15 protein-coding genes are annotated in these 20,562 nt (G+C 42.5%); 3 read left to right on the top strand and 12 right to left on the bottom strand.

Annotated features, from left to right (window positions below; translation table 11 throughout):
- Nucleotides 1-195: 195 nt before the first annotated feature.
- Nucleotides 196-2,004 (bottom strand): ABC transporter ATP-binding protein, encoded by a 1,809-nt coding sequence (locus tag BN3769_RS02885; RefSeq protein WP_068467356.1) that lies wholly within the window; start codon nucleotides 2,002-2,004, stop codon nucleotides 196-198.
- The gene (locus BN3769_RS02890) at nucleotides 2,001-3,794 is read right to left on the bottom strand and encodes an ABC transporter ATP-binding protein (RefSeq protein ID WP_068467359.1); all 1,794 of its coding nucleotides are present in this window, start codon (nucleotides 3,792-3,794) and stop codon (nucleotides 2,001-2,003) included. The genes BN3769_RS02885 and BN3769_RS02890 overlap by 4 nt, the downstream gene beginning before the upstream one ends.
- A 704-nt stretch (nucleotides 3,795-4,498) precedes the next feature.
- On the opposite strand from BN3769_RS02890, the gene BN3769_RS14635 reads away from it, so the two are divergent.
- Nucleotides 4,499-4,675: a hypothetical protein gene (locus BN3769_RS14635; RefSeq protein WP_154017792.1), complete on the top strand. Its 177-nt coding sequence runs from the start codon at nucleotides 4,499-4,501 to the stop codon at nucleotides 4,673-4,675.
- A gap of 96 nt (nucleotides 4,676-4,771) precedes the next feature.
- Here the strand turns inward: BN3769_RS14635 and BN3769_RS02895 are convergent, their stop codons facing one another.
- The 10 genes from BN3769_RS02895 to BN3769_RS02940 all read right to left on the bottom strand — a co-directional run bounded on the left by BN3769_RS02895 (nucleotide 4,772) and on the right by BN3769_RS02940 (nucleotide 17,686).
- Entirely contained in the window at nucleotides 4,772-6,730 is a 1,959-nt protein-coding gene (locus tag BN3769_RS02895; RefSeq protein WP_068467361.1) for a site-2 protease family protein, read from the bottom strand.
- Nucleotides 6,731-6,748: 18 nt separating this feature from the next.
- A complete protein-coding gene (gene dxr, locus BN3769_RS02900) occupies nucleotides 6,749-7,894 on the bottom strand; it encodes a 1-deoxy-D-xylulose-5-phosphate reductoisomerase (RefSeq protein ID WP_068467363.1) in 1,146 nt (381 codons plus the stop codon).
- 367 nt (nucleotides 7,895-8,261) lie between these two features.
- Nucleotides 8,262-10,229, bottom strand: coding sequence for an acetate--CoA ligase (gene acs, locus BN3769_RS02905; RefSeq protein WP_079989376.1), 1,968 nt, complete (start codon nucleotides 10,227-10,229; stop codon nucleotides 8,262-8,264).
- Between the two features lie 537 nt (nucleotides 10,230-10,766).
- Nucleotides 10,767-11,747: a hypothetical protein gene (locus tag BN3769_RS02910; RefSeq protein WP_068467366.1), complete on the bottom strand. Its 981-nt coding sequence runs from the start codon at nucleotides 11,745-11,747 to the stop codon at nucleotides 10,767-10,769.
- 516 nt (nucleotides 11,748-12,263) lie between these two features.
- Nucleotides 12,264-13,298 (bottom strand): metal ABC transporter permease, encoded by a 1,035-nt coding sequence (locus tag BN3769_RS02915; protein ID WP_068467368.1) that lies wholly within the window; start codon nucleotides 13,296-13,298, stop codon nucleotides 12,264-12,266.
- Nucleotides 13,288-14,643: a metal ABC transporter permease gene (locus BN3769_RS02920; protein WP_068467370.1), complete on the bottom strand. Its 1,356-nt coding sequence runs from the start codon at nucleotides 14,641-14,643 to the stop codon at nucleotides 13,288-13,290. Before BN3769_RS02920 ends, BN3769_RS02915 begins: the two co-directional genes overlap by 11 nt.
- A gap of 5 nt (nucleotides 14,644-14,648) precedes the next feature.
- A complete protein-coding gene (locus BN3769_RS02925) occupies nucleotides 14,649-15,446 on the bottom strand; it encodes a metal ABC transporter ATP-binding protein (protein ID WP_068467372.1) in 798 nt (265 codons plus the stop codon).
- Nucleotides 15,447-15,519: 73 nt separating this feature from the next.
- Nucleotides 15,520-16,530, bottom strand: a complete 1,011-nt coding sequence (locus tag BN3769_RS02930) for a metal ABC transporter solute-binding protein, Zn/Mn family (RefSeq protein ID WP_068467374.1) — start codon at nucleotides 16,528-16,530, stop codon at nucleotides 15,520-15,522.
- Entirely contained in the window at nucleotides 16,527-16,829 is a 303-nt protein-coding gene (locus BN3769_RS02935; RefSeq protein ID WP_068467376.1) for a DUF971 domain-containing protein, read from the bottom strand. The genes BN3769_RS02930 and BN3769_RS02935 overlap by 4 nt, the downstream gene beginning before the upstream one ends.
- Complete coding sequence (locus BN3769_RS02940) at nucleotides 16,826-17,686, bottom strand: Mrp/NBP35 family ATP-binding protein (protein WP_068467378.1); 861 nt, start codon at nucleotides 17,684-17,686, stop codon at nucleotides 16,826-16,828. Before BN3769_RS02940 ends, BN3769_RS02935 begins: the two co-directional genes overlap by 4 nt.
- A gap of 1,615 nt (nucleotides 17,687-19,301) precedes the next feature.
- On the opposite strand from BN3769_RS02940, the gene BN3769_RS02945 reads away from it, so the two are divergent.
- Nucleotides 19,302-19,799, top strand: coding sequence for a hypothetical protein (locus BN3769_RS02945; protein ID WP_154017793.1), 498 nt, complete (start codon nucleotides 19,302-19,304; stop codon nucleotides 19,797-19,799).
- A gap of 66 nt (nucleotides 19,800-19,865) precedes the next feature.
- Complete coding sequence (gene thpR, locus BN3769_RS02950) at nucleotides 19,866-20,423, top strand: RNA 2',3'-cyclic phosphodiesterase (protein ID WP_068467380.1); 558 nt, start codon at nucleotides 19,866-19,868, stop codon at nucleotides 20,421-20,423.
- Nucleotides 20,424-20,562: the final 139 nt, after the last annotated feature.

Consider the following 20,562-nt stretch of genomic DNA (forward strand, 5'->3'; position numbering starts at 1 on the left):
CACAACTAAGACTTAAGACTTTTTTGCTCATTTATGGCGTTATTCCTGATTTTGCGAATCCACTCCAAAGCTTCCTTTTTTTCTATGGATAGTTCCTTATCATATGTAAATAAAAATATTGATTTGAAGCAATTTTTATTGTCGCTTCTAAATTGAACTTGAGAAGGTATTAAAATTGCCAACGCCCTCAAGGTTTCAAATGGAATTCGAGAACTGCAAGCGATAAAGCTTCTCGTAAATGCCTTGCTTTTCAATTAGGTCTTGATGAGAGCCTTGTTCGATAACGATTCCATCGGACAAGACAAAAATGCGGTCGACATCTCGAATAGTCGATAAGCGATGAGCGATCACTAATGCCGTTTGATTGGCCAGCATTTTTTTGAGCGTCTCTTGGATGGCTTTTTCCGTTTGCAAGTCGATATTCGATGTCGCCTCGTCAAAAATAATGACGCTACGATGATGGGCAACCGCCCTAGCAAGAGAAATCAGCTGCATTTCTCCCACAGATAAGCTAATCCCCCTTTCTTTTAAAAGATAATCGAATTGGCCGGGAAGGTGCTCGATAAAAGGAGATAAATTCACAAAATCGGCACTTGCTTTAATTTGATTCAATTTTAAAGAGGAATCATACAAGGCAATATTATCGGCAATTGTTCCTGAGAAAATGACGGGATCTTGTAAAATTACGCTAAACTGGCGCCGCAAATCAGCCACAGAGTAATCGCGAATATCTTTCCCATTAATCCAAATATGCCCTTTTTGAAATTCATATAAACGCAAAAGCAGATTAAGCACACTAGTTTTCCCCGATCCTGTCATTCCAACCAACGCCGCAGATTCTCCTCTTCGAATGCTTAAGGATAGGCCACGAAGAATCCAATTCTCTTTTTCATAAGCAAACCAGACATTGTCAAAGACAATGGTTTGAATATCATTTAAAGGCAGACCGGGATGAGGCCCTTCGGGTTCTACAGGAACATCTAAAACTTCAAAAATTCTTTCCGCCGCTGCTAGGGCAGATTGCAACACATTGTAGCGTTCCGCCAGATCTGCAAGAGGGCGAAAAACCATGAGGCTATAGAGGCTGATGGTAAAGTACGTCCCCGCTTGGAACCCGGATCCGGGCATGGCAAATTGAACGAGAATCACAAAAACAGCGGCCATGGTAAAATTCTGTATCCACTCGATGCCGGCAAAGAAAAGAGCAAAGTGGTGAATGGTTTCAATATTGGCTTTAAAATAATCCCAGTTCAGCTCATCAAATTTTTCCCTTTCTTGCTTATAGAGATTAAAGCTTCGAATAATGCCAATTCCCATCAGATGCTCTTGAATGAATGCATTCATAGCGGATAAAATAGATCTGACGATCTGATAGCTCTGCCGCTGGTGATAGCGGAAGTCATGAGTGACCCACCAAACGGCCGGCATAATGAAGAGAATGGCCAACCCTATTTTCCAATTTAAAATGAAAATGCCAATCAAAATGCTGATAAAAAGAAATAAGCTTCCTAAAATGGGAATCACGCTTTCTGAAAAAAGCTGACTGATCTGATCGACATCATGAATGGTACGGGTCATCAGGCGCCCCACAGCATGGTGGTCATAAAAGGCCATAGGAAGCCTCTGAATATGCTGATAAACCTGTAAACGCAAAGCCAATAAGGCTTCTTGCCCAACCCAATTTTTAATAAATACATTTGCTGTGTCTAGAATAAAGCCAACTAAGATCCATCCAAACACTATTGAGCAGCTCCTTACCACATGATGGAATAGTTCATGGGAATCGGCTGAGGCAGAGTGCGATAAAATTGTTTGCACAATCCATCCAATCTCAAGGGGAACCCATGCCTCAATGGCTTTAGAGACCAGCAAGAGGATAACGGCTAAAATCACCAATAGGCGGTAAGGGCGCAAATACGCCAGCAGCCTTTTGATAATCGCATAATCAATCGATTTCGATTTAACTTCGTCCTGAATATAGCGCTGATGGAAATCTTTTTTCATGAGGCATGCATTTTTTGCAAGTTGACTAAAGCTTCATAAATTCCTTTGCGAGCAAGCAGCTGGGCAGGCGTTCCCTCTTCTATGATACGCCCATCCTTGAGATAAATCACTCGATCAAGCTGCTCTAAAATGGAAATGCGATGGGTAATCAAAAGCACTGTTTTACCGGCAAAATCATTTTTTATCGCTTCAAACACACGCCTTTCTGTCTCGACATCTAAAGCTGAAAAAATATCATCGAGAAGAAGAATCGAACGGTTGACAAGCAAGGAGCGTGCAATAGCCACTCGTTGCTTTTGGCCGCCGGAAAGCGAGACCCCTCTTTCCCCCACCATCGTTTCATATTGAAGGGGGAATTCTAAAATGCTCTCGTGGATATCCGCCTGCTTTGCCGCTTGCTCAATTTCTTCTTGCAAAGCATCCCTGCGCCCAAAGCGAATATTGTCGCCAATGCTTTTAGAAAACAAGAAAGGCAATTGTTCAACAGTCACAAAAGCTTGATGCAAAGCAGCTAAGGAATAATCGTGGATATCATGCCCATCTAGCAGGATTTTTCCACGAGGAATTTCATATTCTCGATTTAACAACCGAAGCAGCGTTGTTTTGCCCGCCCCAACCGGTCCGGTTATTCCTATAAAGGACCCTCCTTGAATGGATAAATTGAAGCTTTCCAAAGCCGCTTTTTTCTGATTTGAGTAGTAAAAAGTCAAATCACGGAACTCAACAGAGGGATGGGCCGGAATGCGATCAAAAACGGCATTTGATTCTTGCACTTCAATGGGTTCTTCATAGATTTCTACCAACCTAGCATAGGCTGCCTTCCCTTTCTGATACATGGGCAAAACCCATCCGAGCATGAGCAAGGGGCTAAAAATATAGGATTGAATCCACATGAAAGACAGAAAATCGGCCATGCGCATGTTTCCCCATCCCAATAAGATAATGGCTCCTGCAATTAAAACGATCAAAATGGTAACGGCTTTGATAATCAATGTTAAGACAGGAAATACCATTCCCTGAAAGCAGACAAACCGCATATTGAGCTTATTAAAGCGCAGGCAAATTTGCTTAAAGAGCGCGGCTGTCACTTTTTCAATCCCATAGCTTCTTAATATGCGAATGCCGGAGAAATGCTCGTGCGCCATCACGCTCATTTCCCCAAGAGATTGCTGCACTTCAAGCGAGACTTGCAAAAGCGGGCGGCGAATGGCTAAATGAAAAAAATAAATGCTCACAATCGGAATCAAGCTAATGGCAGCCATTAAAGGAGAAAGAAAGAATAAGGCGATAAGGGCAGGAATGACAAGCGTAATGAAAAAAACAGGATACATAATTCCAGGGCCAAGGAGATCTCTGTAGGCAGTGATGTCATTTGTCAGCCGGCTGATTAAATCTCCTATTCCATGCTGATCAAAAAATGCCCGCGATTGCCCCTGAATGCGCTCAAATAATTGATTGCGTACGCGCACTTCCACTTCACGCCCAATTGAGATGAAGATCATGCGCATGAAATATTTAAGAATAGCGGAAACAGTGGCTATGCCGATGAGAAGATAAGCCCAGCTATACGCACAATGGAACACAGGGCCTAGTAGGGTATGAAAAAAGGCCCCTTCCCAGCTGGAAATTCCTCCATCCGGCGTTGAGACGGCTAAGATTGCCTGCCTGAAGATGAGGGGATTCAAAATAAGCAAAAGATTTGAAGTCAATACTAAGATGAAAGCAAAAAACAATCGCACGCGATACTGCCGAACCATATCAAGCAAGCTGCCCATCAAACTTTTATTCATAAAAGGCTCTCTTCTTCAATAACCTTCTGCCCTCTCAAAGGACGTCTTAAACCGCAATGGCTTATATTCAAGATCCTCTTCTTAGCGCAAAGGAATGCGAGTCTAAGAGGATGTCTTGAAACCGCTAATGGCCTGGATTTGCGCTCTAAGAAATCCTTTAAGCCATCAGCAACTTGTAAATATATCCGTAACATAAAAAAGACATTAACAATTTTTCCAATAAAAATTTGATAAAAACATTTGGTTTACTGAATTTATTTTTTTAGAAAGTCAATAAGAGACCTGCGTCGAATTGCTAATTGCCTATATGCGAGATTCTTTTTCACTACGAGGCAATTATAAGGAAGCGAACAGCATTTAACCTTGTCTGTTACTTTATATCATTTCCCTGTGGCTGGCCTTAAGTTGCCAAATAAGCCACGCGATTGGCGCAGAACAGTATCGTGAATGGAGGCGTAGCCAAAGCCATGGACAAATCAGATAAAGCGCATTAAACCGCATCTGCGGCGCAGCTTTATCCCCTCCCAGTTCTATTGGCATGCCATATAAGATTGGTTTTGAAAAGAAGGAATTTAGCCTAATGGACAACTGCCTTAAGGCGCCCTCTTATGTGGCTGGTTTGATATCGTTGGGTTTTTTCTTATCTCACCTGAGTTTGGCGTTTTTTGCCCTTGGACTGACATGAAAGCTCTTGCAGATGAACAATGGCAAGACGCCCCTATTTTTTAATATTGACCGCCTTGCCATTTGTTCATCTCCGCAGCTTTGATGCAGTCAAAGAGCAAAAAAAACGCCAAATACAGGTTATCTATGCCGCTCAAATTGAGTTTAAGAAACCCCAAGCGCCAGATCTGAATACGGAAAAAATGGAGGCGAAGTAAAAAGAGTAAAAACTATAGCTAACGAGCAAGACAACAGCAATCCCAAGCCTTAAGAAATCCGTTGAGATTTCTTAAGGCTGTGCATGCAGCTAGTTATTAAAAGAAGTTCTTAAATAAACGAGCTAGATCGTGATAGGTCAAAAAGATAAAGAATCCGATTAACAGCAAGGCGAATGGAATGATCAGCTTTTCAATCGTTTTAGATTTAAGCTTTTTTCCTGTTAGCAATTCATAGAGAGAAAAACAGATCGTTCCTCCATCTAAAACAGGCAGAGGCAATAAATTTAAAATTCCAAGATTTAAGCTAATCGCCCCTAGCCAAAAGATGGATTCCTTCCAGCTGACCATCGAATTTTCTTGAACGACTTGAACAATTCCAATGGGTCCGCTCATCCATTTCGGATTCAATGAACCCGTCAATAAGGCTTTAAGCGTATACCAGATTTCTTCAAACACTTTATTGAAGAGAACAAATGGGCCCGGATTGTAATGGACTTTTTGATCTTGAACAAAGGGCAATCCTAAAAGCAGCTGTTGATCGTGGCTCTCAAGTACATGACGAGCTTGAGCTTTCTTTTCGGGATCATCAATATTCTCAATCTCCTCGCGGCGAGACTGCTGCTCTGTCGCTGCAATCGCCTGGTGTTCCGGACTAATCTCAAGATCCTTGCGCTTCTTTGGAACGACAGGTTCCAGTAAATAAAGATTGCCGGCTGATTTAGACTCATTGGACAACCCAATATGAGAAGCTAATGTTTGCAAATCTTCCCAGGAATACTGTTCGTCGAATAGCTTGTCCGCATTCCTCCAAGACGGGATGTCTTCCATCTGCTTAGAACGCTCAACAATAATATTGACGTGGCGTTGCTGAAGATGAGAGAGGATTTCATACGAATAAGTGATGGGAATCCCATCTACGGCCAAAATTTTATCTCCCTCTTCAAGAGGAGTTTCTAAAAGAGAAAAAGGAAGCTTGGGGAACGCTTCTTCTTCTTTGTCTTTATCAATGAATTTGACTCGTCCTTCGACAACACCTTCGTTATTGAGATTATAAGGAATCGTATAAAGCTTTTGAATTTTAGTCCCATTGAGCTGAGCTTCAAACTGCCAATCAATCAATTCTTCTTTAAATTCGGAATCCAGCTTTAGCTCTTCCGCCATGACACGAGGAACACGCCGCAGCATGATCTCCTGTCCTCTCTTAATGGTCAATAAAGCTTTGGAATCATTTAAAACATGGGAAAGCTCTTGAAGAGAATAAATAGGCATCCCATCTACCCAAACGATGCGATCGCCATATTGAATGCCGCTGTCTTCCATTGGAGAGCCCGATGGCAAAGGATTGTCCTTACCATTCGCCAACTTATCATAAATGACATAGTTGGCAGAATTGAGAATGCCGGCTGTTACAATATCTTTTTCGATAGCATGGGGATGAGGATACGTTTTAACTTTATAAGAAAAAGGCGTCTTTTCCTTTGTATGGAAGTTGACATGATTGCCGGTCACTTCTACCTCTCCAGCTGCCGTCATGGGGCCGGATAAATGGTCCTTCGCGCCCTGAAAAGATTGGTTGTTATAGGCGGTAATTTCATCTCCTGGGCGAATGCCTTTAAGATATAGCTCAGATTTTGGATCTACCCAGCCGATTTTATGCGTATAATCGCCGAAATGTTTTTCGCGTCCGCCTAATGCCCACAATAGCGTAAAAATGAGTAAAGCAAAGACAATATTGATAAAGGGCCCCATGAACGCCACTTTTATGCGGTCGATCGGACGTTTGCTAAAAAATCCGTCTTGAATGTCATAAAGGTCTTTTTGATCGTTTGTATCCATGCCCGCGATCTTGACATAGCCGCCAAACAAGAGCCATCCTATTTGCCATCGCACACCATCCCTCATCCAAGAGTAAATGGGTTTACCAAATCCAATTGAAAATGTTTCAACTCGCATGCCTAAGCGACGGGCCATATAATAGTGGCCTAGCTCATGGATAAAAATTAAAAAGCTAAGGCCGATAATGGCTAGGATGACATAAAGAATACTGATGATCATAATGATACAAACCTTATATTAACAACTCGTTACTTCGCATCTTGCCGCTTCCTCTCGCGCCAACGCATCGACAGCTAAGATCGCTTCCAGAGAATCTAGAGAGACTACAGAATGCCGATTCATCAAATAGTCCAGATGAAGGCTGATCTCCTTCCAACTTATCTCCCCTTGTAAAAACCTTTCCACCAATACTTCATTGGCAGCATTCATATAACAAGGCATACTTCCTCCTTCCCTAAGCGCTTCATATGCTAAAGCCAAGCAACGGAAAGTCTGCATATTGGGAAGAGAAAATTCTAATTTTGCATTCTTAAAAAAGTCAAATGGCTTAAGCATTCCAGGACAGCGATCCGGATAAGTCATGGCATATTGAATAGGGGTAATCATACTGGGCTCCCCCATCTGAGCCAACAGGGAATAATCTTGGAATTCAACCATGCTATGAATAATGCTTTGAGGATGAACGACCACTTCGATCTTATCTAAATCAATATTGAAAAGCCAATATGCCTCAATGACTTCTAACCCTTTATTCATAAGGGTAGACGAATCAATCGTTACCTTGGGTCCCATTTTCCAAGTCGGATGATTCAATGCCTGATTGACCGTCACTTGATCAAGCTGTTCTGCTGTCCATGTTCGAAAAGGCCCCCCCGATGAGGTCAAAATGATGCGGTGGATGGCGGCAGCTTTTTCTCCTTGCAAACACTGGAAGATGGCACTATGCTCGCTATCAATAGGAAGAAGCTGAACGCCTTTTTCTCGAACAAGCCGCATGACAAGCGCACCGCCGGAGACTAAAGCTTCTTTATTAGCCAACCCTACATTTTTTCCAGCTTGGATCGCCGCAATCGTAGGCTGCAGACCTATCGTTCCCGCTATGGCCGAAATGACCAAATCAGCTTCGCCGTAAGTTGCTACAGCCAAAAGACCTTCCATGCCAGCTAAAACAGTCTGATTAGGAAGGCGCTTTTGCAACTCATAGGCTTTTTGAGAATCGTAAACGGCAATAAGCGCAGGCGAAAACTCGTGGGCTTGGGCCTCTAAAAGGTCGATATTTTCACGGGCAGCTAAAGCCAAGACCGGATACCCTAGATGACGCGCTACGTTCAAGGCATTCCGTCCGATGGAGCCTGTACTTCCTAAAATAGCAATATGCTTCATAATTAAGAATTCTCTTAGAAATATTTTGCTAGTATAACACGTCGAGGGAAAAAGTCAATATGAAGAAAGCTTTCCTTATGAAGCCCTAACAGTAAAATAACCGTTTTAAAATTAATGAGATGAGCCATTTTTCAGTCGTTTAAGCGTTAAGATTGAATGATAATTTATTTTACTATGTCTGCCTCAGATGGCTTGCCTTTTGAGGTCTTGCCTCTTCTTTTGACAATAAATCATTCCATGACAAAAGAAGGACACGCCGGCTCAGATTAACAACAGAATGAAAGCGGTCATGGAAAATAAAAGCTTGAAATCGCTATTTGGCATTTTCTTCGCTTTTATTTTCCATTAGAATGCCGTTTATGAAAGCCTATTCGCCATCTTCCTCGTACTCTTTTTTGAGTTCATCTAGAATGGTGGGGTCCACTAAAGTCGTCATATCTCCCAATACGCGTCCTTCGGCTATATCGCGTAGGAGGCGCCGCATAATTTTCCCGCTACGGGTTTTGGGAAGATCGCGCACAAAAAGAATTTTCTCGGGCCTAGCAAACGCACCAATTTTTTTAACGATATGCTTCTTGAGGATATTTGCTAATTCTTCATTCGGCATAAATCCTTCTTTAAGCGAAACAAAGGCTGCAATGCCCTGCCCTTTGATTTGATGGTTAATCGCTACAACCGCCGCTTCTGCCACGCCGGGATGATCGACTAAAGCACTCTCAAGCTCTATGCTTCCTAGCCTGTGCCCGGAAACATTAATAATATCGTCAATTCGGCCTAATAACCAAATATAGCCATCTTCATCCAACTTAGCGCCGTCTCCTGTAAAATAGTAGCGGCCATTCCATTTTTTCCAGTAAGTCTCCTCATAGCGCTTCGGATCTTTATAAATCCCTCGCAACATCGAAGGCCAAGGAGATGTCACAACGAGAGCGCCTGATTGGGCATCCTGTCCTTTCTCATCTAAGATAGCCACTTCAATGCCGGGAATAGGAAAGGTCGCGCTGCCGGGCTTAAGGGGCGTTAACCCAGGGATCGGAGCGATTAAGATACTCCCCGTCTCTGTTTGCCACCATGTATCGACGATCGGGCATTTTTCTTGGCCAATGTTCGTATAGTACCACATCCAAGCTTCTGCATTGATGGGCTCGCCTACCGATCCCAATAAGCGCAAAGAAGACATGTCATAGCCTTTTAGCCAATCTTCTCCCCATTTCATGAATGTTCTAATGGCTGTCGGAGCCGTATAAAGAGTCGTGATTTTATGCTTTTCAATTAATTGCCAGCTTCGATCTCGTTCAGGCCAATCCAACGCACCTTCATAGATCAATTGAGTCATCCCATTTGAGAGGGGACCATACATGACATAGCTATGGCCTGTAATCCAGCCAACATCAGCTGTGCACCAATAAATATCGGAAGGCTTGACATCAAATATCCAACGCATGCTTGCCTTTGTTTCGACCATGTATCCGCCCGTCGTATGGATAATGCCTTTGGGCTTGCCCGTCGTTCCTGACGTATACAGAATAAACAAGATGTCCTCGGCATCCATTTTTTCCGGAGGATAGTAATCAGCGGCCTCTTGCATGAGATCATTATACCAATAATCCCTTTCAGCTTGCATCGCAATGGATTGATTCGTCCGTTTGACAACCACGACCTTTTCTACTGATGGACAATCGCTTAGTGCTTCATCAACCGCAGCTTTCAGGGGGACGATACCGCCTTTTCGAATTCCTCCGTCAGCGGTAATGACAATCTTCGCATCGCCATCTAAAATGCGGTCTTTTAATGCTTCCGAAGAAAACCCTCCAAATACGACCATATGGACTGCCCCAACACGCGCACATGCCAGCATGGCGACCGCAGCTTCGGGAACCATAGGAAGATAAATGGCCACTCGATCGCCTTTTTGTACGCCAAGCGATTTTAAAACATGGCTGAACTTGTTCACTTCATTGTAAAGCTCTGCATAGGTAAAGGTTCTCTGTTCTCCCCTTTCACCTTCCCAAATCAAAGCAATTTTGTCGCGGGTCTCGGAGCCCATATGGACATCCAAACAATTATAGCAAGCATTCAATTTGCCACCCACAAACCATTTGGCATAAGGGGGATTCCACTCCAATACCCGATCCCATTTCTGAAACCAATGAATATTCTCGGCTTGCTTGGCCCAAAAAGCTTCTCTATCCTGTTTGGCTTCTTCGAACAGATCAAAAGATTGAATATTGGCAGCCTTCTTAAATTCTTCAGAAGGATGAAATAGGGAATCGCTTGCAGCAAGCGAACTAAAAAGAATGATATTAGCCAAGGTAAAATTGGAAAGAATCTTCATTCATCGACCTATGAAAAAGAGTTAAAATGATAATTCAGCCAAGAATCTATCCCGATAATTTTTAACGCATCTCTGAATGATCCCGCTTCGAAATGATCTTTAATAAAATTTGAATAAGGCCATTAAAAATATCCGAATAGGCGCAACAAGGCACTTACATATAAAGGTTTTTATATTTTAAGAGTGAAAATTCAAACTGAGAGGAATGAAATGGAAAGAGCTAGACCGGATTCAACTAACGCATTTGACTGATTTTTAAACATTTAAATAAAAAATAAAGGATTGAACAAATTAAGAAAAGACGGATCGAGTCCACAAGTTTTTCATGAAAGGAAGCGACTTTTCTGCAGATAAAAAAATCACCTATTTAAGAGGATGTCTTAAAACGCCTAATTGACTAGATCCAAGCCTTTTCCCCATAGGAGAAAATAATCTTGAATATAGTCAATTAGCCGTTCAAAGCAGAATTAGGATCATTGAAATAAAAGACTGCATAGATAATCATTTTATTCAATGAACCTAAAGACTCTCTAGATTTTATTCCTCGTAGTCTTCGCTGGCTCTTCGGCTTCTTCCGCCCCTGCGACCAATTTCTTGATAAAATTCACGTCCATGATGAGAAGCTGCGGCCCTTCCACCTAATCGACCAGCCTCTTGCCGGCTCATTCTGCCATGTCCGCGGCCGCTATGCTCATGCTCTTCTTCGCCTTCATAGCCTTCGCCTTCCTCTTCATTCCAGCGAGCAAGGCCTCCGCGATGGCCTATTTCACGGTAAAAATTTGGGCCGTATTCATCTCGGACTCTTTCGCCTCCGCGACGGCCAATGTCTTCATAGAACTCGGGACCATATTCTTCACGAACTCTTTCGCCTCCACGGCGGCCTATTGTTCGATAGAAATCAGGACCATACTCATCTCGGACTCTTTCGCCTCCGCGACGGCCAATGTCTTCATAGAATTCGGGGCCATATTCTTCACGAACTCTTTCGCCTCCGCGGCGGCCCAGTTCATGGAAATATTCTGGACCATACTCTTCACGTAATCTCTCTCCACCTCTATGGCCGAGTTCGCGAAAATATTCTGGCCCATATTCTTCCAAAAGGGCACGTCCCCCTCTATGGCCGGCTTCTTGGCGGCTCATTCTGCCTTGACGGCCACGAGTGCCTTCTTCTTCCTCATGTCTGCCCCAGCGCGCCTCTGCGCCTCTGCGGCCAGCCTCCTGGCGGCTCGTTCTGCCTTGATGGCCGCGAGCGCCTTCTTCTTCCTCATGTCTGCCCCAGCGAGCTTCAGCTCCTCTGCGGCCAGCCTCTTGGCGGCTCATTCTCCCTTGACGGCTACGATTGCCTTCTTCTTCTTCATGCCTGCCCCAGCGAGCTTCAGCTCCTTTACGGCCCGCTTCCTGACGGCTCATTCTGCCTTGATGGCCGCGAGAACCTTCTTCTTCCTCATGTCTACCCCAGCGCGCCTCTGCGCCTCTGCGGCCAGCCTCCTGACGGCTCATTGTTCCTCTTGATGCCATAAAAACCTCCTTTGTTTTAAATAGCATTAAACAAAAAATCAACCATAGTAAGGAAAAATTTTAATCAAGGGAAATCCCCCATTAAAATTCGACCTTCTAATGGATCCTTTTTTAAAATGAATGATTACTTTATTGAATAGATATTACTCATCATTGGGCGAAACGATGATATAGGCGTTTTTTTTATTTGATATGGCTTCAATCAAAATGGTACGTGAACTCAGATTCTTCTCTTAAATCTATCGCGTTCCACTTCAGCAAGAGATGGTGTTCTTTCAGGTAAGCTGGAGGCTTGTTAGTTGCCCATATTAATTTTCTTTAGTTCCTAGGCTATTTTTTATCAACTTATTTTTTAAATCTATTAAAAAAAGCTATTCCCCGTCATTAAAGTTCAAATAGTTAGGCTAAATAAATATTTTTCTTTTGAAATTGTTCAAAATAAAAATAGCGTGAAGTTGGCTTGAAAAGGCTTTTTTGCATGCATTCAATTAAAGCCAAAATAGCCTGATTAGCCAATCAAGGAAGGGAAAGCTCTATTTTAGACTGCTTGACCGCTTTTTTCCGATGGCGCCACTTAGCAATGACGCCTCTTTCGGGAGCTATCAACATGACTAATAAATAAACAATCAAAATCACACACACAACGACGCCTGAGGTAGATAGCGCTATGCCGTAAATAGTCAGGACATGCCGCGTTAGTGCTACGCCGGAAAAGGCGGATAACATCCCTATTCCGACTGCCCAGACAAGCATATGCTTCAGGCGATGGGTCAGCAAACGGGCAGTCAAAACAGGACCTGTCATAAATGCCAATACAAGGATTACGCCTATGGCGCGAAAAGCGGTGATAGTTGTGACAGAGACTTGGGCCATCAGAAGATAATTGAACAAAGCCGGAGAAAATCCCAAAGCCAATGCCAGATTGGGATCGAATGTTGTCAGCTCAAATTCTTTATAAAAGATAATAAATAAAATAAGGTTGAATGCCAAAACTAAATAAACCCAAAAAGAGTCCGTGATATGCAGCGCATCGGCATTGCCCATGACTGCTTCTGTCCCAACATGGGCATCTCTTGTCAAAATGGTCACAAGAGTCACTCCTAAAGCAAAAAAACTTGTAAATACCAAGCCTACGCTGGCATCTTCTTGCAGCTGTCCAGTCTTTGTCAGAAATTGAGTTAGAAATGCCGTCAAAAAGCCTGTTATCAATGAAGCAATCAACATAGCCTGCATAGGAGCGATATAGGTCACCTGCTCTTTTTGATAGAAGGGATTAATTAAAGTAAAAAAATAGGCCAAAACAATTCCCATTAGAATGGTATGCGAAAGCGAATTTGCCAACATTGTCATCCGCCTCAATACAAGAAATGTTCCAACCAATGCTGAAGAAGCCGCAACTCCCATCAATACAAGCAATTGAATCTCATCCGCAGCTAGTTGTTGAAAGGCGAGCTGGCCGCTCATCAATTCCCAAACCCGAACAAAAAACTGCAGGAAAAACTCAAAGAACGTTTTATTATTATAGGGGTTTAAAAAAGGACTAGACGGCATGGACATCCTCCCTTGGAGGAATAGGTTGGTGATGGGGGTCTTTTTTAGGATCTTGGAGAAGATAGGTAAGCTCTTGCTCTATTTCAGGAGTGATAATATGCTCCATTTCCTCAGCATTGCGATGCACGCGTTCGGTTTGGGCCCCTAAATAGTTTACCAAATACACCTCCCATAAGCGATGCAAGCGAACAATTTTAGCTGCTCGATACTTTCCATCTTGTGTGAGCTGGTAAAGGTTATGGGGAGTCTTTCTTAGCCATCCATTAACAGTCATGCGCCAGAGAATAAAGCGTAGATAAATAGAAGAGATCGATTGGTATTCGGCTAGCTGTCTTGGACTGACAGCCTTATCGGAATCTAAACGCCAAAGGGCTTTGAGAAGGTTTTCGCAAATACACTCATAACGGAAAAAACCAATGCGCGCCAAGCGCACGAGAAGCCCTCTTTCGGGAGCGAGCAGCAGAGCGAGCAGACAAATGGCAGAAGCCACAATGACAATCATCGGACCGGTTGGCAATATGATGCGGGCAGCGGGATAATGGGAGGATAAATAAACCGTCACTTGAACGGAGAAGTAATTCCCCAAAAATCCGCTAGCCATTCCAAAGAGAGCGGCCAAAACAAATAAGACGGATAAGCGATTGGTAAATTGCCGGGCTGCCACAGCAGGAGCAATCAGCATCGCTGACATTAAAACGACTCCTACAGAGCGAATGCCGATAATGACGGAAATCGCCACTAAAATAAACAGCAGGGTATCGATTGATCTAACAGAAATGCCGATACTCTTTGCATATTGACGATCAAACGTCATGACTTGCAATTCTTTATATAGCACTGAAATAATGGCAAGCACAATAAGAGATAGCAGCCCATAGATGAAAATATGGATATCCGTCATCGTTGCCGCTTGGCCATATAAATAAGAGATCACTTGCTTATAGAGGGTCGTATAAGTAAATTGAACTTCGCTTGATAAGGCTAAGCCTATTCCAAAAAAAGCCGACAATACAAAGCATAGGGCAGCATCGCTGGCCACCTTAAGCCGCCTTTCCATGAATAGGACTAGGAATAGCCCCAATACGGCCGTTGCGAAAGCGCCCGCTAAAGTAAAGATGGAAAGAGTCAGCTCTTCCGATTCTTGAATAGATAAAGCGCCTGCTATTATGACGCCAAGGATCACCCCTGGATAAGAAGCGTGCGACAGCGTTTCACCTATTAAAACCTGCTTACGCAAAAAAACAACGACTCCCATTAAACTAGCCGCCAGGCACATAAACATGCATCCAATCGTAGGTGCTCTCAAAATGGGATCTGTAAAAAAAGAAAAAAAACTAATGTTCATGGCTACTAATTTTTTACACCTGCATTCTTTTGCTGGGACAATTTTAGCGCCTGATCAAAAAGGGCATAGCTTCTTCCATAAGCCGCATTGAGATAATGAGGAGTAAAGACTTTTTCTACTTCCCCATAAGCAATCAAACGCACATTGAGAATCATCACCCAATCGAAATAACGCTCGACCGTACTTAAGTCATGGTGCACGACAAAAACCGTCTTGCCTTTTGTCCGCAACTGTTGCAACAGCTGAACAATCGCCGTTTCCGTGGCAAGGTCTACTCCCGTAAAAGGCTCATCCATAAAATAAATATCCGCCTCTTGCAATAAAGCACGGGCAAGAAACACTCTTTGCTGCTGTCCGCCCGACAGCTGGCTGATCTGTCTATTGGCATAAGCAGACATTCCGACCACTTCTAGATAATGATCGGCAGCGGTCCGATCCGCTTCTCGCGGACGGCGCCAAAGGCCTAGGCGTCCATAACGCCCCATCAGAACAAGGTCGCGCACTGTAACGGGAAAATCCCAATCAACGGATTCACGTTGAGGCACGTAAGCAACCCTTTGTCGGACTTGCTTCAAGGGCTGCCCAAAAAAATCGATGCGCCCAGAAATGGGTTTAATCAATCCTAATGCCGTTTTGATAAACGTACTTTTCCCAGCTCCATTAGGTCCAACAATTCCCACTAATACACCTTCTGGAATAGAGACGGAAATATCCCATAAAGCCGGCGTTTTGCCATAATTGACAGTCATTTGGCTCACTCGAAGCGCAGAAGATGGAGAATGGGTATGAGAAGGATTATCCATAAAGATTAAAACCTGATTGATTACTCGTCTTTAACCAAATGGCTAAACAGAAAAGCGTGCTTTCATAAAACAATTATTTTGCATGGGGCACCTCTTTTGCCATATGCTCAGCCAAGGTATTGGCATTATAAAGGATCATTTTGATATACGTGTCGCCTTCCGATCCAGGCTTGCCCATGGCATCGCCATACAAAGGACAGCAAGCGATGCGAACAGCCATTCCATGCTCCTGGCAAGCTTGAACAATTTTTCTAATCGAGTCGCGGCTCACATTTGTTTCAGGAAATAAAAGAGAAATCCGGTGCTGCTGCAGATAATCTATTATTGCTTTAATATCCATTGCGCTTAACTGGCTTTCGGGAGCTAGGCCTTCAGGAGCTGCAAAACGCTTTCTCCATTCCTCATTCGATTGTTCGCCTTCTTCGGCCAAATAAGCACGGGTAAAATAATTAAAAGCATCATGGCTTGTCACTAAATAGCGTTTATTGGATGGCACCTGCATAAGAGCTTGCCGAGCCTGCTTATGCAAATCCAGCAACTCTTCTTGCAGGCGTTTTCCGTTAGCCGCAAATTCTTGCGCATGTACAGGATCTTGCTGGCTAAGAGAGCGGACAATCAAAGGGATGGCTTTCGACCATAGCGACGCGTCCATCCAAATATGAGGATCTTTTTGGCCATTGACTAAAATGATTAAAGAGGGGTCTTGCCGCTCAATCAAATCTCCCAGTCCAATCGCTTTTGGATTTTGAATGAGATACTGATGCAGGCTGGGGCCATGTTCCAATCCTAGCCCATTATAAAAAATTAATTGCGCAAACATTAATTTTTCATCATCGCCTTTAACTAATTGATAAGAATGCGGATCTAATTCTCCTTGGATCAAAGTCAACGCATCAATGTGACTTCCTCCTACTTGCTTGACCAAATCGTTAATCATGGCAGTGGTACTTAAGACCTTTACTTTGCCATTCGCTTCGATCCATTTTTGAAAAGCCTCTTGCCGATGGGATGGTTGCTGGCGAGAGCAGCTGGCAAAGCTAATGATCCATAGTGTACAAATAAGGCCCCATATAAATTTTCTCATTTTATCCCCATTTTGCGTAGCATATCAAAGCTATAAATCCCGGTTGAACAACCGGAAGTAAATTGAATTTGCAAAGCATAGCGGCCTACACTACGTATGGCCGTTGCCCGCACATCATCCCGGATTATCGTCGAATCCATGCGCCGCTTTCCCGTATGCTCATCTACGCAGTTTGCACATGGGCAAACCCTTTGCAAATCGCTGAGTCGAAAGCGCTGCTTCTGTCCATCGCTCCATGTAATAGAAAAGGTGTGATTATCTTCCTGCGTAATGCCGTGTATGGCAAGTGGCATATTCATGATGGCTTCATCTCCTTCCAAGCTAATTCGAAATGAGAAAGAGCGGATGAGGCTTGCGATTTAAGCGCTTCCGCATGAGCGACAAGCTGCTGGCTAAGCTGAATAAACGCTTGGGTAGCAGGTTTCTGCTTGAGTGGATCGAGAACAAATAAAGATTGGCCTTTATCTCCGCATGCGCAAAGATCAGGATCAATTGGAATGCCTCCAAGAAAAGGAGCTCCAACTTCCTTTGCCAATCGCTCTCCCCCTCCCCGTCCGAATAAATATAGCGGCTCATCCAATTGAGGAGAGGTATAATAGCTCATATTTTCTACAATACCCAAAATAGGCACTTTCACTTGCTCGAATAAATAAATAGCCTTCCGGACATCCAAAATAGCCACCTCTTGCGGAGTCGTCACCATAATAGCCCCAGTCAGATTGGCCTGTTGGCTTAACGTCAACTGAACATCGCCTGTCCCAGGAGGAAAATCAATTAATAGAAAATCCAAGCTTCCCCAGGCCACATTTTTAATAAACTGAGAAATTAAACCATTGGCGATAGGCGCTCTGACAGCTGTCGCTTCATATTCTTTCCGAAAATACGCCATCGAAATCATTTTAATTCCGGCGCATAAGGCAGGCTGAATAATTTCTCCTTTCTGACTTGGCAAGCGATCTTCCGGAAGCATTTTTCGAATCGATGGCCCATAAATATCCGTATCCATGATGCCAACACTATAGCCTTGATCTCTTAACGCTAAAGCCAGATTAACTGTCACGGAAGATTTTCCCACTCCTCCTTTTCCTGCAGCAATCGCAATAATAAATTTAATGGCTGCCAAAGGCGGAGATGGCTGGAATATTTGCAGAGGCATGACTATCATCCTTAATTTACATTTATGATATTCAATCCGCTTCTAAGAAGCTGTCCTAAACCCCATAATCGATATTTGAGATTATTTTCGCCTAGGGAACAAGAAGCGCTTCCTAGGGAAAAAGGCTTAAACTCAAGCCATTAGATGGTTTTTTAACACCTTCTAAGAGGATTTCTTAAAACTGCTAATGACCTATATTCAAAATTATTTAGGATAATTTAAAGGCAGCGAGCCCTATTGGATTCAAGATGGCTCGCTCCTTTAAACCGCTAAGAATCCTTAGTTCATGATGAACGCAAATCTAATCATTGGCGCCTTTAATATGCCTCTAAGCTTTCTCTATCTTAATAAGGCGTCTAACCTCATTCTTTGGATGCCTCGCATAGAGCAGACGCTTATCTTGAAAAAAGAACAGTTTAATTGATTTAGGTTTGGTTGCCTAGTAAAAGTTATCCTCTTGTCCTAGAAGAATTTTCAAATTTATTTTAAAATTTAAATTACCTTTGAGCCATTCAATGAATGGCTAATTGTCCCTCTTTAAGCTTGCTTTCTTCCTATCTAGGGCATCATGAGTTCGGCAACGGTCTCTTCCCTCTCCCCTTTATTTCTTTTTCAACGCTCTTTAATTAATGGGACGGAGAGGACCTAAGAAAATGGATTAAAACCGCTAATGATCGATATTTGAGGTTATTTTCTCCTTAGGGGGCAATCCTCTCAAATATCAATTATTATGAGTTTTAATTCCCCTTTAACAGAATACCCTTCCCTCCTAAAGCCATTTTTATGGCTTTTCGATTTAAATATGTTTTGATATTCAACAGACTTCATTCTATTTATCAGTTATTGAATTGATTAAAAGGAAAATTATTTCCAGAAGAAGGGAACTAGCGCTATCATTTGATAAATAATTCTATGCTATTTAGAGACTGTCCACGATCTGAAATAGTATGATTTGTATGCTGAATTTAGTTATAAACGTGTAAAAATTTTTCGTCAGATTAAAAAATAGGCTCAAAAAATTTTTCCGCGTTTCTAACAAAATTGAGCAGCAAAGCATACTTATTTGAGATCGTGGACAGTCTTCTAGACTCAACTAGAAAACTATTAGACACATACAAACTTTGACATTAGTTGATAATCCTTATTCTTCATCCAGTTTAGGTACAAAAACAGATTTGCATTATCTTGACTTAAGTTGAGAAAATTAATTAATGAAATTGATTGTTGGCAAAAAAAATGGAAAAATCTGGATTAATTTATCTTGCAAGAAAACATATAATTTCTTAAATTTCCATTAATAAATAAAGAGTAGCGATAATGTTGCGCTCTAAAGACATTTTGAAAATTCTGGAATCAATTGGTTAAATATTCAACAATGTTCAGATCTATTTTTTGAACATTAATTCTTGCAGTGAAGGGCAGGAGGTCTTTTTACCTAAAAAAGCGCCATCCAGCGAAACACACCTTGATTGCTAGAAACCATAAACAGCTCGTGCATTGATGAAAATTGTAACGTTTACGTTACAAGCTTGAAACGGCAAGCTAGATGCTTGCCATGGCCTTATGGCATAGGCCAATATTCGTAAACCAAAAAAATATGCTATTAGAGGAAAAAATGGACAATAAACAACTCGAACATTTGATTCAATCTGCTGTCAAAAAAGTTGGCGGAAAGAAAGAGAATGACATTTGTCATTATCTCCCGGTACCCACAGGAGGATATATCCACCACTTTACTATGCGTAAAATGAAGACAGAAGATCCTCAGCAACTATCCGAATTAATTACAAAATATATCATTAACGCTAGCCATCCACAGGAAGTGACTCCAAAGCAACGTGCGGCCAGAGGATCGCGTAAACGCCGAGATCTTTTCACATTCTCTAAACAAGATTTAGAAAGAATGTTGAACATGGCGCGCTTGGCTGGCGATAAAGAGATGATTCGCAAACTGACACCTAAGAAAGATTTGAGAACGATTAAAAGAGAACTCATTTCTTCTATTCGTCATGGTAGAATCGAACCAGAACTCTGGAATCTTTATGTTGAAACCATGACTAATCAAGCTAGTTTAGCTACTGCTCCTATTAACGGTGCAGCTGTGTCCGTATAAGAAAGCCTCTTTTTTCATCAGCCCTGCCCACCAAATGGGGGGCTGATTTCTATTTTGGCACTCCTCATGCAATCTTATTTCTTAGCCCTTGACTTCCCCTCCACTGTCAAATCCCGATTAGCTTCCCTCTGTTATGGACTTCCTCAAGTTCACTGGAAAGAGGAAAATAACTTTCATCTTATTCTACGTCATTTAGGTTCTCTATCCGCTGCTGAATTGGTAGAAATTAAAGATCGCCTAGCCCACCTATTCTTCCTCCCTTTTTCTTTAACCTTGCAGGGCGTTGGCCACTTTCATTCAAAGAGCGATCGAGGGACTATTTGGATTGGCATTCAGCCGAATGCCTCTTTGATGACTTTAAAAAGAGAAATTGATCGCCTTTTAAAGGGATTGCCAATTCAACCCGAAAAAATATCTTTTCAACCCCATATTATCCTTGGATATTACGATCGTTTAAACCCTCAAAAGTTAGGCGATTACCTAATGGCACACGCCGATTATTATTCTGTTCCTATTGAAATCACAAGCTGTACGCTTTTTTGTTCCCGTCAAACCTCTAAGCACACCATTGACGAAACATTAGAGCACTATTTAGCCTCAAAAGTAGAAACAGGCGAAGACTAACTCCAAACTCAGATTATTATTTAATTATTCTAGCCTTCTTTCGATATCATCAACGGACTGTGATGCGAAGCTCGATAGGCAGCGTTGAATGCGCCTTTCGAAAGAATAAGATTCCTTATTCTTTCGAATCGATTCCGCT

The sequence above is a fragment of the Candidatus Protochlamydia phocaeensis genome (genome assembly GCF_001545115.1).
GTDB classification, from domain to species: Bacteria; Chlamydiota; Chlamydiia; order Chlamydiales; family Parachlamydiaceae; genus Protochlamydia_A; species Protochlamydia_A phocaeensis.

What these genes read in the sequence shown, in the direction of transcription:
- BN3769_RS02885 (WP_068467356.1), bottom strand. Translation starts at nt 2,004, where the DNA reads ATGAAAAAAGATTTCCATCAGCGCTATATTCAGGACGAAGTTAAATCG.
- BN3769_RS02890 (WP_068467359.1), bottom strand. Translation starts at nt 3,794, where the DNA reads ATGAATAAAAGTTTGATGGGCAGCTTGCTTGATATGGTTCGGCAGTAT.
- BN3769_RS14635 (WP_154017792.1), top strand. Translation starts at nt 4,499, where the DNA reads ATGGCAAGACGCCCCTATTTTTTAATATTGACCGCCTTGCCATTTGTT.
- BN3769_RS02895 (WP_068467361.1), bottom strand. Translation starts at nt 6,730, where the DNA reads ATGATCATCAGTATTCTTTATGTCATCCTAGCCATTATCGGCCTTAGC.
- dxr (WP_068467363.1), bottom strand. Translation starts at nt 7,894, where the DNA reads ATGAAGCATATTGCTATTTTAGGAAGTACAGGCTCCATCGGACGGAAT.
- acs (WP_079989376.1), bottom strand. Translation starts at nt 10,229, where the DNA reads ATGAAGATTCTTTCCAATTTTACCTTGGCTAATATCATTCTTTTTAGT.
- BN3769_RS02910 (WP_068467366.1), bottom strand. Translation starts at nt 11,747, where the DNA reads ATGGCATCAAGAGGAACAATGAGCCGTCAGGAGGCTGGCCGCAGAGGC.
- BN3769_RS02915 (WP_068467368.1), bottom strand. Translation starts at nt 13,298, where the DNA reads ATGCCGTCTAGTCCTTTTTTAAACCCCTATAATAATAAAACGTTCTTT.
- BN3769_RS02920 (WP_068467370.1), bottom strand. Translation starts at nt 14,643, where the DNA reads ATGAACATTAGTTTTTTTTCTTTTTTTACAGATCCCATTTTGAGAGCA.
- BN3769_RS02925 (WP_068467372.1), bottom strand. Translation starts at nt 15,446, where the DNA reads ATGGATAATCCTTCTCATACCCATTCTCCATCTTCTGCGCTTCGAGTG.
- BN3769_RS02930 (WP_068467374.1), bottom strand. Translation starts at nt 16,530, where the DNA reads ATGAGAAAATTTATATGGGGCCTTATTTGTACACTATGGATCATTAGC.
- BN3769_RS02935 (WP_068467376.1), bottom strand. Translation starts at nt 16,829, where the DNA reads ATGAATATGCCACTTGCCATACACGGCATTACGCAGGAAGATAATCAC.
- BN3769_RS02940 (WP_068467378.1), bottom strand. Translation starts at nt 17,686, where the DNA reads ATGCCTCTGCAAATATTCCAGCCATCTCCGCCTTTGGCAGCCATTAAA.
- BN3769_RS02945 (WP_154017793.1), top strand. Translation starts at nt 19,302, where the DNA reads ATGGACAATAAACAACTCGAACATTTGATTCAATCTGCTGTCAAAAAA.
- thpR (WP_068467380.1), top strand. Translation starts at nt 19,866, where the DNA reads ATGCAATCTTATTTCTTAGCCCTTGACTTCCCCTCCACTGTCAAATCC.